Annotated in this window: 10 protein-coding genes; 2 read left to right on the top strand and 8 right to left on the bottom strand. The window is 36.9% G+C overall.

Features of this window, described 5'->3' with window-relative positions; genetic code table 11:
• Window positions 1–41 precede the first annotated feature (41 nt).
• Window positions 42–359 carry a helix-turn-helix transcriptional regulator gene (locus tag WMO42_RS06040; RefSeq protein WP_022501887.1) on the top strand — a complete coding sequence of 106 codons (318 nt, stop codon included), beginning with the start codon at window positions 42–44 and terminating at the stop codon, window positions 357–359.
• A gap of 182 nt (window positions 360–541) precedes the next feature.
• Here WMO42_RS06040 and WMO42_RS06035 read toward each other — a convergent pair whose 3' ends face one another.
• The 8 genes from WMO42_RS06035 to WMO42_RS06000 form a co-directional block, all read right to left on the bottom strand.
• Entirely contained in the window at window positions 542–2,341 is a 1,800-nt protein-coding gene (locus tag WMO42_RS06035) for an ABC transporter ATP-binding protein (RefSeq protein ID WP_349172542.1), read from the bottom strand.
• Window positions 2,342–2,484: 143 nt separating this feature from the next.
• Window positions 2,485–4,041: a glycoside hydrolase family 28 protein gene (locus WMO42_RS06030; protein ID WP_022501889.1), complete on the bottom strand. Its 1,557-nt coding sequence runs from the start codon at window positions 4,039–4,041 to the stop codon at window positions 2,485–2,487.
• A complete protein-coding gene (locus WMO42_RS06025) occupies window positions 4,032–4,973 on the bottom strand; it encodes a hypothetical protein (protein WP_022501890.1) in 942 nt (313 codons plus the stop codon). The genes WMO42_RS06030 and WMO42_RS06025 overlap by 10 nt, the downstream gene beginning before the upstream one ends.
• Window positions 4,974–5,256: 283 nt before the next feature.
• The gene (locus tag WMO42_RS06020; protein WP_055174035.1) at window positions 5,257–7,209 is read right to left on the bottom strand and encodes a family 43 glycosylhydrolase; all 1,953 of its coding nucleotides are present in this window, start codon (window positions 7,207–7,209) and stop codon (window positions 5,257–5,259) included.
• Window positions 7,210–7,419: 210 nt separating this feature from the next.
• Window positions 7,420–8,283, bottom strand: coding sequence for a carbohydrate ABC transporter permease (locus WMO42_RS06015; RefSeq protein ID WP_055174034.1), 864 nt, complete (start codon window positions 8,281–8,283; stop codon window positions 7,420–7,422).
• A gap of 11 nt (window positions 8,284–8,294) precedes the next feature.
• The gene (locus WMO42_RS06010) at window positions 8,295–9,791 is read right to left on the bottom strand and encodes an ABC transporter permease subunit (protein ID WP_022501893.1); all 1,497 of its coding nucleotides are present in this window, start codon (window positions 9,789–9,791) and stop codon (window positions 8,295–8,297) included.
• 133 nt (window positions 9,792–9,924) lie between these two features.
• Window positions 9,925–11,493, bottom strand: coding sequence for an extracellular solute-binding protein (locus WMO42_RS06005; RefSeq protein WP_055174033.1), 1,569 nt, complete (start codon window positions 11,491–11,493; stop codon window positions 9,925–9,927).
• Between the two features lie 422 nt (window positions 11,494–11,915).
• The gene (locus tag WMO42_RS06000; RefSeq protein WP_055174032.1) at window positions 11,916–12,557 is read right to left on the bottom strand and encodes a YigZ family protein; all 642 of its coding nucleotides are present in this window, start codon (window positions 12,555–12,557) and stop codon (window positions 11,916–11,918) included.
• Window positions 12,558–12,710: 153 nt separating this feature from the next.
• Here WMO42_RS06000 and WMO42_RS05995 point away from each other — a divergent pair, with 153 nt between their 5' ends.
• Entirely contained in the window at window positions 12,711–15,464 is a 2,754-nt protein-coding gene (locus WMO42_RS05995) for a PBP1A family penicillin-binding protein (RefSeq protein WP_055306199.1), read from the top strand.
• Window positions 15,465–15,483: the final 19 nt, after the last annotated feature.

Genomic DNA, 15,483 nt, shown 5'->3' with positions numbered 1-15,483 from the left:
ACAACCAATTAACAATTTATAATTATCAATGGAGGTCTACTATGGATAGCGATTTAGGAGCAAAAGTTAAAAAATTAAGAATTTCACAGGGTTTAACACAGGAAGACGTTGCTAAGGCACTTGATGTAACTCCAGGTTATATCAGTAATGTAGAAAATGGACGTAATCTTATGACATTAAGAATGCTTTCATACTATGCAGAGCTTACAGGCGTTTCTCTTGACTACCTTGCAGGAAGTGTTGATAAGAACTACCAGAGCACAGCTCTTGATAATGAAATTATGCAGTTAGTATCTAAATTAGATTCTGAGACTAAGGAAAAGTTAATCTCAACATTAAGAATCTGGATTAATAACTAATAAGATAAGTTGATATAATATATGTTCTTCGTCAAGTTAAGGACTTTGAATATCACATATAAAAGAAACCTGGTGCTAATAAATGGCATCAGGTTTCTTTTTACATATTGGCTGATAATTTATGCTGTGACTTCGTTAAAAATGCAGGCAGACCCCCTCTGTGCTTTCGGGTTAGACAGACATTATGACTGTATCTTCTTCATCTGATAGAACTCACCCTTGAGGTTCATTAATTCATCATATGTTCCGTATTCTACACAGTGGCCATCAGCTATTACGGCTATTTTGTCAGCGTCTTTTATTGTTGAAAGACGATGGGCTACTATAAAGGTTGTTCTATCTTTGGTAAGGTTATTGAGAGCCTCCTGTATAAGTTTTTCTGATATACTGTCTAAGGCTGATGTGGCCTCATCTAACACTATAACCTTAGGATTTCGTATAAGTGCTCTTGCTATTGATATACGCTGCCGCTGACCGCCTGAAAGCTTTCCACCGTGCTCTCCTACCATCGTATCAAGTCCGTCTGGAAGTGAATTGATTAAATCTGTAAGATTGGCGGCTTTAACTATTTCATCAAGTGTTGCCTCATCAACGTTATCAACACCATATGTAATATTATCCCTTATTGTCCCTGAAAATAATATTGATGTCTGTGGAACAACCGCAAGATGCTTTCTATATGAGCGAAGGTCAATATCCTTCATATTGTGTCCGTCTATAAGCACTTCTCCGCTGTTAACCTGATTAAAACCTATTACTAGGTTAAGAATTGTCGATTTACCAGCTCCGGATTCACCAACCAGTGCAATTGTTTCGCCTTTATCCACATGAAGATTAAGGTTATGCAGAACTGGCCTGTCGATATTATTATATCTGAATGTTACATCTTTAAAATCGAACTCACCATATATGTCCTTAATTATTTCCTTACCTTCATTCTGTTCTATGTCATCTTCTAATAATACTTCACCTATTGAATTAACCGATTCAATACCTTTGGCTATTGTAGGAATAAGAGACATAAGTGATGATACCTGACTTACGATTGTAGCAAAATAGCTCTGGTAAAGTGTTATATCTCCCGGCATTACAGTTCCTTTAATTGCAAGAAAGCCTGTGAATCCAAGACATACTACCTGAAATATCTGGAATATCGCCCAGCCTACTGAACCAAATAATGATTGTATTACATCAAGTCTGTAGCCTTTTTCTGCAACAGCAAATAATTGTCCACTCATTTTCTGAACTTCTTCCTCCTCAAGTGCATGTGCCCTTGTGACAGGAATAAGCTCAACCATCTCCATTACCCTTGCAGAAGTTTCTTCCATCTCTTTTCTGAATTCATTATTACGCTTCTTCATTACATTCCTGAAAAATACCATTGTCGCAGCGGCAATTGGTGTTGTGAGCAGAAAGAATATGAATACTACAAGGCTCTTATTAATGGTTACTATAAGTGCTATAGCTATATTAAGTGCTATATTAAGTATGCTAAGAAACATCTGTGTTGACAGTGTTTCCACCGCTTCGACATCTCGCATAATCTTGGATTGCAGACGTCCTGACTGCGTTTCCTTATGATAAGATATAGATAACTGCTGCAGCTTTCTTACAAGTGCCCTTCTTAAGCCTGTCTCTGCATATCTTGTTGCTAATGATTTGTATCTTGTATACATATAATTCATAGGAATATTAAGTGCTACAAGAACAATCATAATCATCGCCTGTATAATTATGTTCTGATAAGTTTCTGGCGAACCACTCGTTATATCATTAATAATATTCGCTGTGACAATAGGCAGTACCCATACAGGTGCATGCTTTATAAAGAAGAATATAACAGCAAGAAAGAACTTATGATAGTTGCCTTTATAAAGACCTAACAATATCTGCATAGGGTGACCTTTATGCTTTTTATAACATTCTATAAACCAGCTCTCGACATCTATTCCCTTTGGTGCTCTTAAATTCAATATACTCACCCCGCTTTCATCGTTATAAAAAGGAATGTGCCGCGGCACATTCCCCTATTTATAGTTGTAATCATATGATGATAAAGTCATAAGTTCCAAATCCTATTACGCAGGTATTAACGACTTTCTGAACTTTTGACTCTGACATCTTATTATTTCTTAATTATATTATCTACATTTTCTGCGACAATTTCTTCACCGTCACAGCCTGTAACCTTAACATTATCAAGAATAAGTGTGTTGATATTACTTACAATCATACCTTGTCTGCTTGCTTCATCACAGCCTAACATCATAGCTGCAACACCTGACTTGGCATTATCTGCGTATGTAATATTAATATTCTCAAATGTAAGTTCTTCTATCTTGCTTTCTGGAAGTCCGCATATATAAGTACCTGCAACGTGGCAGTTCTTAGCATTGATATTCTTAAATGTGAACTTCTTAATTGAAGGTGTTCTATCATCTACAGGAAGCGGCTTCTTAGAACCAACATACTCTGTCTTACCATCTGGGTCACAGAAATAGAAGCTGTTGACTACAAATGGTGTCATAACATTATCCATATCTATATTCTCGAAAGAAATGTCATCAAGAACTGAAAGTTTTCCTCTTCCTCGTCTTGTCTTAACTCTTAAGCCTCTGTCTGTGTTCATAAACAGGCAGTCTTTGATATGCACGTCCATAACACCTGCGGCAATCTCGCTTCCTACTGTTACAGCTCCGTGTCCATCTCTCATACAGCACTGTCTTACTATCATATTGGTTGTTGGAACATTGTATTTCTGTGCCATATAGATTTTGCCTGATTTAATAGCAATACAATCATCTCCAACTGAAATATATGTACCAAGTACGAGTACGTCCTCACAGCTTTCTGGATCAAGACCATCTGTGTTGTGTGAGTCTGCTGGTGCTTTAATCTTTACATCTATAAATTTAAGGTGGTTACTAAAATATGGGTGAATAGTCCAGCAAGGTGAATTCTGTACTGTTATGCCCTGCATAGTAACATTTTCACAATGATTTATAAAGAAAAGGTTAGGTCTCCACGCTATATTACGCACTTTGCAGTTCTTCCACCAGTTATCGTGTGTTGTACCACCATCAATAGTACCCTCACCTGTTATAACAATATTTTTAACATTAAGACCACATATTATTGCCGAGAAAGAGTCTACCGGATTACCTTCCCATGAAGCCAGATTGTATTCTGACTTCTCATCATATGACTCAATAAGACCTGGTAATATAGGGAACTTATCTCTGTCTGTGAATGCAAGTAATGTAGCACCCTTGGCAAGCTCAAGTGTAAGGTCATCTTTTAAGAAAATGCTTGATATTCTGTAAGTTCCTTCTGGAACATATACTCTGCAATTCTTCTTAGAAGCCATAATTGCACACTGGATTGCATTGGTATCATCGTGCACACCATCACCATATGCACCGAAATCCCTTACATTAAGTGTTACAAATTCATAATCTGTATGAAGCTCGACAGGACCATATTCTTTACCGTCATATACCGCTGTTATCTCATAATCTGTATCTGGCTTGAAGCCATATAAAGATGTAACCTGCTTGTCTGTATGTGTGAACAATTCTCCATTAACATATATGTCATATTCTTTCTTGGAATAATACTTTCCTGCTTCTGTTAATTCTACAACTGCATTTCTGCTTGTATTAGTTACTAATACTAACTCCATAATGCTCCTCCCTTGCCACGGCCATAATCCTGATATTCTCTGTTGCGTACTGTCTCGCTGTATACTAATGCCGCCTTGCTTACTACATTCTTATCGGTATCATCATCAGTGAATATCTCACCTGCCATTACCTTATCGCACACGCCTAACACAATGCCTTCGTATTTCTCTGTGTGAAGTGCCTTCATTCTACATCCCTTTAATACAGCATAGGCAAACATAAGCTCTGACTCTTCATCAAAATCATCAAAGTCATCATAATCTCTCCCTGTTTCAAGAACAGCCTTAACTGATGCCTTGAAATAGTCCTGCATCTTTCTGTAGATTTCATATATCATCTGGTCCATAACTTCCATTGTATCAATAAGTGAAGCTGCATATACAGATAATACCTTAACCTTGGCTGTTGTATCTGATGAATACTTAGTGTCTGCAAAAAGCTCATCATTCATAGCGTTATACTGTCCAATAACATCATTATACTGCTCTTTTCCGCCGTCCTTTGTTTCATATGCCATATAAAATGGTTCATATGAATATGCCTTACATAAGCATTTCTTATCATCTGCATCTTTAAAATAACCTGCTTCATTTCTTGCAAAATTCTTAAAACCAGCCGCAAGCTTTACAGCTTCATTCTTATATTTATCATCACCTGTAAAATCTGATGCTGTATAGAACGCATTACCAATCATAAAATGCTTAAGGCTATTCTTATCGATGCTGTCTATAATACCACTCTCTATAACCTTATCAAGTGCTTCTGTTAATGCTTTAACTGCACTATCTTCTCTTAATGCCTTACATAATGAAGAAAGTGCGTTAAGTCTTAATCCAAGAGCGTACACATCGTTACTGCTGATTAATTCATCAACCTGTGATAACTTTGCATACATATTCTTTTCCAATTCTGAATTTCTGTTAATTATCATTGCAATCTCCTTACTATATATTAAGATGAGCACTATGGTGCTCATTATTTCATAATTCACGATACTTTACAACGTTTATAAAGTTTCGTCAGAAACTTTTAAGATGAGCACTGTAGTGCTCATTATTCCGTAATTCACGATACTTTTCAACACTTATAAAGTTTCGCAAGAAACTTTTAAGATGAGCACCTTGGTGCTCATTATTCCGTAATTTACGATGTCTTTCAACGCTTACAAAGTTTCGCAAGAAACTTTTAAGATGAGCACCTTGGTGCTCATTATTTTATGCTTTATATCTGAAATAATCAAATGCCGCATAATAATCATCTGTTCCATGTCTTCCCTCGCTGTCAGTATACCGGCTTCCATAATCTCCAGCGTAAGCATACATTCCAATCATTGCACCTGTAAAACGCTTACCCTTACGAATTCCTTCATCACACAGATAATAGACATTATCCAGACTAACAACTTTATTATAGTCTTTATCATTATAACTATATGAAAATGTCCTTCTTAAATTGTTCGTATCTATCTTAAGGTATATGTCTTTATTATTGTTATCAACACATACACCATCGTGTGTAATGACCTCGTCACCAATCTTCTCGACTACATTAAGCATAAGTCTTGGTGTTTCCTCTAACGTAGCAAATACACCAAATTTGATATAGGTGTTCTCATCATAATAACAAGTCATACCGCAGTTCTGACCCGGATATAATTCTGGCATACAAAGCTTACATACAGCACTAAATCTGAAATGTTTCTGTCTTCTTAAAAGTATATTCTTAGCTTTCATAGTATCAAGGTCATACTTGCTTCCCTTGATATGAACCTGAGAGTCTTTTAACTTAATGCCGTCCATCTCCGGCACTCTTGGGAACCACCATTCATTACTCAGATATGAATTATTAAAATCATCATCTGACTCATCTTCCCATATCATCTCTGGCAGATCAGGCTTTACCTGTAATGCACTAGGACCTTTAAGGTTATTGACTATCGGCCAGCCGTCCATAGTCCAGCTTATAGGGTCAAGAGCAGTTTCTCTTCCTAAAATGCTGTATCCATCGCCAATCTTTCTTCCACACAGATACACCATATACCAGTCACCATTCTGTGTCTGTACCGGCTTTCCGTGACCACACCTCTGTATTATCTCATCAGGGTTGTTCTGTCTCATAATAGGATTGTATGGGCAGGGTTCATATATTCCTTTAAGCTCCCTGCTTCTGGATACCGTTATTCTGTGTCCCGGTCCTGTTCCACCCTCTGCTTCAAACAGATAATAATATCCATCCTTCTTTAAAAGATGAGGTCCTTCCGGTGCTCTCTTATTATCTCCATAGAACAGAAGCTCTGCTTTGGATATCTGTTTAGTAGCATCCTCATTAAGCTCAAATATTCTTGCTCCCCTGTTAAGGAGCATATATCTTCTTCCATCATCATCATTAAATATAGATGGGTCAATACCATCTTCATCTATAATGGCAGGCTTGCTGTATGGTCCTTCCGGCTTATCTGAACTTACAACTATCTGCTTTCTGTATACATTACCTGTATCATTAAGTCTGTATGTAGCTGTTATATAAAATCTTCCCTTATAATAAGATATATCGGGAGCCCAGTAACCTCGTCCTCCTTCAAGGTCATCAAGAGCCGCCCACTCTGGTTCTGTAATAGCATAACCTATTATCTTCCAGTGAATAAGGTCTTTAGAATGCGATACTGGTATACAAGGATAGAATATAAATGAAGAATTAACCATATAATAATCATCTTCAACCCTGACAATTGATGGGTCAGGATACATACCTGTCCTTATTGGATTGTGATACATCTCACTTAACTTATGACCAACAACACTCTCAAAATATTCTTCTAACTCTATAAAATGATTCTGATGAGCAACCTCAAAAGGTGTCTGTAAATTAATATCTCCGGACAAAGGTGACATTCCAACTCTCTCAACCAGATACCTGCAAGTAGGTACGCTTCCCGACATAGCTGCATAATGAAGCATATTCTTATTATTATCATCGTGAATATTCATACTTGCCCTTGAATATTCAACTATATACTTCACAAGCTCAAGGTTACCTGTCTTAGCGGCAAGTAATGCCATAAGTACTCCATGTTCATCCTTCTCATCTATAAGATTAGGCTCATTCTCAAGTATAGTCTTAACTTCTGCAATATTTTCAAGATATATTGAATCTGCTAACTTTCTCAATTCTCCACCACCTTAACGTGTTTTATATAGACAATTCCTAAATATGTCCTAATTTTAACATATAGATATATGTATTTCTACATAAAAAATGCCAATACAACAAAAAAAGACGGAAATGATATTAGCATTTCCGTCTTTTTTATTAATTATATTAATTAATCTCAACAATCAGATAATAGTTGATTAATAACTATTCTTATATTCCTGATATTACTCCTTAACGGCACCTACGTTAACACCCTGTACGAAGTACTGCTGACAGAATGGGTAGATAATCATGAAAGGTAATATAGCAACAATTGTAGCCGCATTAGAAATTGTGTTAGGGTCTACTGAATCATCGTTAGGAATATTACTATCCATAACCATGTTACGAAGCTTAATCTGGAAGTTGTATAACTTATCTGTTCTGATATAAATCTTGAAGTTAGTATAATCATTCCAGAATGTTACGGCAAACATAAGACCGATTGAAGCAAGGGCAGCTTTAGAAAGTGGTAACACAATCTTAAAGAATATACCCATTGGTGAACAACCATCAATCTGAGCAGCCTCAAATAATGATTCTGGAATACCTTCAAAGAAGTTTCTCATAAGTACAAGGTTATATACGTTGATAGACATTGGTAAAATTACTGCCCATAATGTATCAAGTAAGTGTAAGTTCTGCATAACTAAGTACTTAGGAACCATACCACCATCGAAAATCATTGTGAATAATAACATATATGCGAAGAAGTTTCTTCCTGGCATTTCCCACTGAATGAGTACATAACCACCGAGTGTAGCAAGTAATAATCCCATAAATGTACCAGCTAATGTTGTGATAACTGATACAAGGAATGGACGATAAAGAGAAGCTCTTGTAATAATCGCACCATATCCACCTAATGAGAATGAGCTTGGCCACCATCTAAAACTTGTTGCTGAATGAGCATCAAATGAATCTACAATAACCTTCCACATAGGGAAAAGAATTAACAATGAAACCAATATAAAGAAGATTACATTGACTATTGGGAAGATCTTAAATTTTTTCTTTTTCTTTTTATAAACTAACTGTTCTTCACTCATCGTCTAACCTCCTATACAATTCCACGTCCACGGACTTTTTTACTTGCGTAGTTACAACCAAGTACGAGGATCATACCTACAAATGACTTGAATAAACCTACGGCTGTTGTATAACCATAATCAGAGAATGAAGCCGAGAATGTCTTATTGTAAATGTATGTCTGTAATACCTGAGAAACATCATATGTACCAGCACTCTGTGTAACGAATACTGATTCAAAAAGGTTCATAACCTTAGCAAGGTTAAGAATAAATACTGTGATGATTGTGTTAGCTAAAGCAGGAAGAGTTATATATATAAGTCTCTTAAATCTGTTAGCACCATCAATCTGAGCAGCCTCATAAAGATCTGGGCTGATACCTGATAATGTAGCAAGGAAAAGAATAGTTCCCCATCCTGTATCCTTCCAGATATTCATTACGAAGAATGTACCTGTCCAATACTTAGAGCTGCCAAGGAAATCAATTGGAGAATTGATAAGTCCCATATTAATTAAAGCACCATTAACAACACCTGTGCTGTTAACAGAAAGAATTACTTTGAATACAGCAGCGACAACTACCCATGACATAAAGTGAGGTAAGTATACAATTGTCTGTACTGTCTTCTTGAATGCCATATTAGTAATCTCGTTAAGAAGAAGTGAGATAATAACTGCGGCACCTGTATTAAGTATTAACTTAACAATTGATAATACAAGTGTATTTCTGAATGCTGCCCAGAAGAATGTATCGAATTTTAACATTGTCTGGAAGTGGAATACACCAATATAATAAGGGTTAGCTAATACATATGAAGTAAAGGCGTAACGACATCCTAACATTGGCCAGTAGAAGAATAATAATACCATTACTAATACTGGCAGGAACATAAGATAAAATCCTCTGTAGTAGAACATCTTCTGCCCAATATTCTGATTTAATGTGTTAGATAAATACTTTGTATCAACACCGAGGTCTTTCTTGAATATCTTAACGACATCCCAGAACACACCAACAATAGCAACTATAAGGCCGATGATTATAACATATACACCTGAACCTACTGAATAAGAATTACCATTATAACCATTAGATAATAAATCTGAAATGTTATGGTATACATACTTTAACGCACCAGTCTTAGTCTTTCCATCAGCACTAGTAAACTGGAATGCAAACATTGAAATAAATGCAACAGCTGTAGCTGCCACAGATGTAATAATAGATAACTTTTCTTTCTTAGCAACGACTAATAAAATACCAGCAACAAGTATTAACATAAATATGTACCACATTGCAATGACGCTGATATTCATAAAGCCAAATGAATATGCCTTAGGTGTATAACCATCCATAAGAGTTTCGTTAGACTTTGCAAATGGAAGTAATCCGCCTATTAACATAATAACCATACCGATAATAGCTAAATATCTAGTATTACCAGCTGGCTTACCATTAAGTGCTCCACACTTAGGGCAAATCTTTGCCTTCTTAGGAAGCTCTGTTCCACAAGACTTACACTGCATCTTTATACCCTTCTTTCCTAATATTATAGTAACAATTGCTTATATTAAGCAAAATTCGTGCCAGAAGACCAGGTCTACTGGCACGAAATATAAAGTGATGTTTAAAACATCTTTTAACACATATTAAGCAGCATTAATTCTTTCCAGCGAACTGTGTATTTAATGACTTAAGAGCTGCTTCTACCTTAGAACCAACAGTCTTTGTGTATTCCTGCATACCCTGATCAACTGTCCATTCACCTCTTGCAACGTTATCAATTACTGTATATCTTTCTGTATTGATATCACCAACAAGCTTACCAACTTCTTCTGTCATAGCAGGTGAATCTACAAGTGTAGAATGTTCAAAGAACATATCTGAGCAAGATGTAACATTTTCTGGCTGTTCATCCTTTCCTGGATCCTTACCGCTTACGAAGTTAGCAAGAACTAAGTTGCAGTCAAGGTGAGCCTTAGAGTAAAGTGTCTTAGCGTTAGTCTTCTTAGGAAGGAACTTGAATGAACCATCAGCCTGCTCTTCATAGTAGTAACCCTTAGGACCATATTCCCAAAGTGTCTGGATATCTCCACCATCTAACATTGTATCGATGAAGTACTTGAAAATTCCCTCAGCCTTACCTGTCTCAGCAGCGTGAGATGTGATACACCATGATGGTGCAAGTCTTTCTGCGTATGAACCAAGTTCCTTAATTGGAAGCATTGGAATAATTGAATCATCAAGACCTGCTGTCTTTAAGTATCCTCTTAATGTCTCAGCCCACTGTCCAGCCCAGTATGTAAATACACCTGATTCTGTCTTAGGATCTGATGACTTGAAATCGTTACGTGCTGTCTGAGTTGTCTTTGTGCTTGTTTCCTTATTGATAAGACCATCGTTAACAGCGTTCTGAATTCTCTGAAGAGCATCCTTCATCTCCTTCTGAGAGAAACCATCTACATATTCACCCTTTGCCTGGTCATAGTAGAAAGTAAGCTGAGCATTCTGATAGAATTCTGGAAGGTAGTTAGTATAAGGTGCTTCCTTTGAATAGAAACCTGGAGCAGAAATTACATAATCAACTCCTCTAGCTTCCTTCATCTTCTTAAGCATTGTGTAGAACTCATCATATGAGAGCTGCTTGCTTGTTAAATCTGCCTTAGAATAACCAGCCTGTGTAGCCCAAGCTTCCTTTACATATGTAACGCATCCGTTACCACGAGCAGGAACGAATCCGTAGAGAGACTTCTCACCATCAACGCCTCTTACGTAGTTAGCCTTCATAATCTTCTCTGCATCTGAGATAAGTCTTCCAGAAGACTTTGTTGCTGAATTATTCCAAGCATCTGTCATATCCCAAAGAAGACCCTGGCTTGCATAAAGTGCTAAATAATCAGATGAAAGAATGATAACATCTGGCATTGCACTTGCATCAAGCATTGAGTTAGCAACTGCATCATAGTATGAGTTGTGGTCAGGACGTGTAACTTCAAAATCAAGACCTGTTAATGACTTAAGCTGTTCATCGAACTTCTCGCCCCATTCCTCTAATGTAGGAACTGTACCATCAACCATAATTGTGAAATGTCCTGGCTTTTCTACGCTTGCCCAATCTACAGTTTCTTTTGTGCCGTTTGAAGCATTGTTATTGCCACATGCTACAAGACCCATTACTGATGTAAGAGTTAAACCTACAGCAGTAAGCTTTTTAATTGTCTTTCTCATAAACTTGTAAACCTCCCTTAATTGGTTCTTGTGGGGCAACCCCACTTAATATGTTTTTTGACATTGATATATTACCATTTTTGTACTATTTTAACAAGACTATTTTTAACAATTCTTGTATTTTTTTTAATTTTTTTATGAACCCCAGTATTTATGCGGCTTTCCAACACTATATTTTTGAACAATTTATTAACAAAGCACCCTTTATGTATTCATTCTGTATAATTTTACATCTATTAAAAATAGATGTTTTATGTAAATTTTGCACTATTATTAAGATAATTTTAGCATTTTTTTACATCACTTTAACAATCAAATGTAATTTTTATCTAAAAACCATACTTAAATTGTGCTTATTTACCAGTGTTAATTATTTGTTCACAATTCGTCCATTTGTTACAATCATATAATTGTACGATATGTTATAAAAATATTATATTTCCAGCCATATTTCTGCAAAATTTAACATTTTCTTTATCATTAAGAGCTACATTGCCCGCAAACGTGTCCATCAGCTTCTTTTCAAATGTGTCACAAACTGACATTTCTGCTGCAAGTTTAATTGTGACATTTGCACCAAAGTCAGTATCAATGATATCCACATTATTATCATTACATATATACTGCAATTTGCCATATGCGTTATAATCAGTCGTTATGACAGCAGTTATTCCGTCACACACCTGTGCCACGTCTGAATTCTTAATTCCTTCTTTAGCCGCCGCCTGATATGCTCTTATAAGTCCACCTGTTCCAAGAAGCACGCCGCCAAAATATCTTGTTACAACTAAGAGGCAGTCTGTAAGCCCATATGAATTAAGTATATCCAGCATAGGCTTTCCTGCTGTCCCCTGCGGTTCTCCATCATCACTAAATCTCTGTATCTGCCCCTTATCGCCTGTTACATAAGCATAGCAGTTATGTCTTGCATCCCAGTATTTCTTCTTTACTGCAGTGATATACTCCTCTGCTTCTTCTTCGCTTTTTATTTTGAAAATGTGGCAGATGAAACGCGACTTCTTCTCCTCTATTTCTCCACTGCCGTTCTTTAAAATTATATTCATAACTCCTCCGATTGCCTGTCATTCATTTCTATGGTACAATAAGGTATCCGTGTTACGGATTATTACTTTAAATCCTTATTGGATTTTGTACCTTGCATTTGGTAAATAATATCATAGTTTTACCATTTATAACAATATGGAGGATTTACAATTATGAATTATGGTGGAAACGGCATAAGACGAAAGAAAAAGCTCCTTAATTCATCAGCAACGAAGTTTAGGACTAAGTTTAACATTTTCTTTATCAAACTACTTCTTGTTGGTGCAATTGCAGTTGTAATAAGCGGCTCATGCCTTATATTCGGTGCTGCACAGGGCATAATTGAGAGTGCACCTGATATATCGTCAATCAATGTTTCACCCGAAGGTTACGCAACTAAGATATACGATAACAATGGTGAAGAAATACAGACGCTTGCAACAACCGGAGCTAACAGAATATACGCTTCCCTTGACCAGATTCCAGTATATCTTCAGCACGCATTTGTTGCTATTGAAGATGAAAGATTCTACAAGCATAACGGAATTGACCTTCAGGGTATTATGAGAGCTGCCATGATTACTGTATCCGATGGCGAGATGTCACAGGGTGCCAGTACAATCACACAGCAGTTACTTAAGAATAATGTATTTAATGCTTACAATGAATCTACTATGGAGAAGATTAGAAGAAAGGTTCAGGAACAATATCTTGCTATCAAGCTAGAAACTGTTATGGACAAAGACAGCATTTTAGAGAACTATCTTAATACAATTAACCTAGGCAATGGTTATTATGGTGTACAGGCGGCTGCTAACGGATACTTTAATAAAGATGTATCCGAGCTTACTTTAAGCGAATGTGCCGTACTTGCTTCTATTACCAAGAACCCTTCAAGACTTAACCCTTTGAAGAATCCTGATGATAATAAGGAAAGACAGCTTGCCGTGCTTAATAATATGTTAAAGCAGGAATACATCTCTACTAATGAATACAGCGAGGCTGTTGCAGATGATGTATATGCAAGACTTGAAGGTATTGATGTATCAGCTGCTTCTTCTTCATCTAATTATTCTTATTTTGTAGATGAAGTTATCAACCAGCTTATAGATGACCTTATGCAGCAGAAGGGTTATTCTAAACAGCAGGCTACAAGTATGATATATTCTGGCGGTTTATCTGTATACACTACTCAGGATATGTCTATGCAGAACATTGCAGATTCAATACTTAATGACCCAGACTACTATCCATCCAATACAGATTTTACTATTAATTATAATCTCACAGTAAAAGAGGCAGATGGAACATTTTCATATTATTCACAGAATAATATGGAGAAATGGTTTAAAGAAAATGTTGATTCTTCTTTCAGCCTTACATTAAGAAATGAAACTACTGCTCAGGGCTATATTGACCAGTACAGGGAAGCTATGACAGCTAATGGCGGAACTGTTACTTATGAGAAGTCCTATTTTGTTATACAGCCTCAGATTTCTTTCTCTATAATAGAACAGTCAACAGGCTATGTTAAAGTTCTTGTCGGCGGACGTGGAGATAAGGCTACTGACCGAGGCTTAAACAGAGCTACTGATGATGTAACAAGACAGCCGGGTTCTTCTATCAAGCCGCTTGTTGCTTATGGACCAGGACTTGATACTGGTGCTATCACTCTTGCTTCTGCTATCGATGATGCACCTTACTATTATTCAGGAACAGATGCACGACTTGTAAAGAACTACACAGAAGGACAGTATCTTGGATATATGACAGTGCGTGAAGCACTCACACGTTCACAGAACGTACCTGCTGTAAAGGTTCTTACACAGATAACACCAAGCGTTGGTTTCAGCTACCTTGAAAAGTTCGGACTTTCAACTTTGGTATCTACCAAGAATGCAATTAACGGAAACCACGATGTTGTGCAGTCACTTGCACTTGGTGGTATGACAAAGGGTGTATGTAATATAGATATGACAGCCGCCTATGCGGCAATCGCCAACAAAGGAACATATACTAAGCCAATATATTACACTAAGGTATTAGACAGAGAAGGTAATGTAATTATTGACAACTCAATACCAGAAACACACAGAGTCTTAAAAGAGTCATCTGCATGGCTTCTTACAAGCGGTATGGAATCTGTTGTTAATTCAGGTACCGCTACAAGAGCCAAGTTATCTAACCAGCCGGTTGCTGGTAAGACTGGTACTACACAGTTTGATACTGATATATGGTTCTGTGGATTTACACCTTACTACACTGCTTCTATATGGGTAGGTTATGATGATAACTCTAAGCGTGTTGACTCAGTCAACCATACCGGTATATGGAAAGCTATTATGCAGGAAATCCACGAAAATCTTCCTACTGGAAGCTTCACACAGCCAGATGATATTGTACAGGTTGCTGTATGCTCTAAGTCAGGCAAGCTCCCTGTTGAAGGTTTATGTGATGCTGACCCTAGAGGAAGCTGTATAATCACTGAATATTTTGCGGCTGACAACCAGCCTACAGAAACCTGTGATACTCACGTTAAGGTTAATATATGTAATGACTCAGGTCTTGTTGCTAACGCAGGCTGTACTAATGTTTCAACTAACATTTATGTTAAGAAGTCATCAACTAACACTTTAGATGGTGAGGATACTTCTGGTTATACAACTGCTGATGCACAATATGCGATAACTGATGAGAAGCTAAGCAGGCTTTGTACGCTTCACTCAACAGCCGCACCTGTAACACCATCAACAACTACTAACAATAACAGTAACAATAACAGTAACAACAGCCAGTCAACAACTGCAAAGCAGAACACGACCCCGCAGAACACAACAGCTACAACCACCACACAGAACGCTTCTAATTCGCAGTCAACAACTGCAAAGCAGAACACAACCGCTTCTACTACAGGAAGCAGTAATTAATCTGTCGGTAACAATAGCT

Origin of the sequence: Lachnospira sp. CLA-JM-H23 (assembly GCF_040096425.1) — a bacterium.
GTDB classification, from domain to species: domain Bacteria; phylum Bacillota; class Clostridia; order Lachnospirales; family Lachnospiraceae; genus Lachnospira; species Lachnospira rogosae.
The sequence above is the reverse complement of the archived record's forward strand: the minus strand, read 5'-3'. Positions and strand labels throughout refer to the sequence as shown.

Coding starts and splice junctions, on each gene's coding strand:
- WMO42_RS06000 (WP_055174032.1), bottom strand. CDS start 12,557: ATGAATATAATTTTAAAGAACGGCAGTGGAGAAATAGAGGAGAAGAAG.
- WMO42_RS06005 (WP_055174033.1), bottom strand. CDS start 11,493: ATGAGAAAGACAATTAAAAAGCTTACTGCTGTAGGTTTAACTCTTACA.
- WMO42_RS05995 (WP_055306199.1), top strand. CDS start 12,711: ATGAATTATGGTGGAAACGGCATAAGACGAAAGAAAAAGCTCCTTAAT.
- WMO42_RS06040 (WP_022501887.1), top strand. CDS start 42: ATGGATAGCGATTTAGGAGCAAAAGTTAAAAAATTAAGAATTTCACAG.
- WMO42_RS06025 (WP_022501890.1), bottom strand. CDS start 4,973: ATGATAATTAACAGAAATTCAGAATTGGAAAAGAATATGTATGCAAAG.
- WMO42_RS06015 (WP_055174034.1), bottom strand. CDS start 8,283: ATGAGTGAAGAACAGTTAGTTTATAAAAAGAAAAAGAAAAAATTTAAG.
- WMO42_RS06030 (WP_022501889.1), bottom strand. CDS start 4,041: ATGGAGTTAGTATTAGTAACTAATACAAGCAGAAATGCAGTTGTAGAA.
- WMO42_RS06010 (WP_022501893.1), bottom strand. CDS start 9,791: ATGCAGTGTAAGTCTTGTGGAACAGAGCTTCCTAAGAAGGCAAAGATT.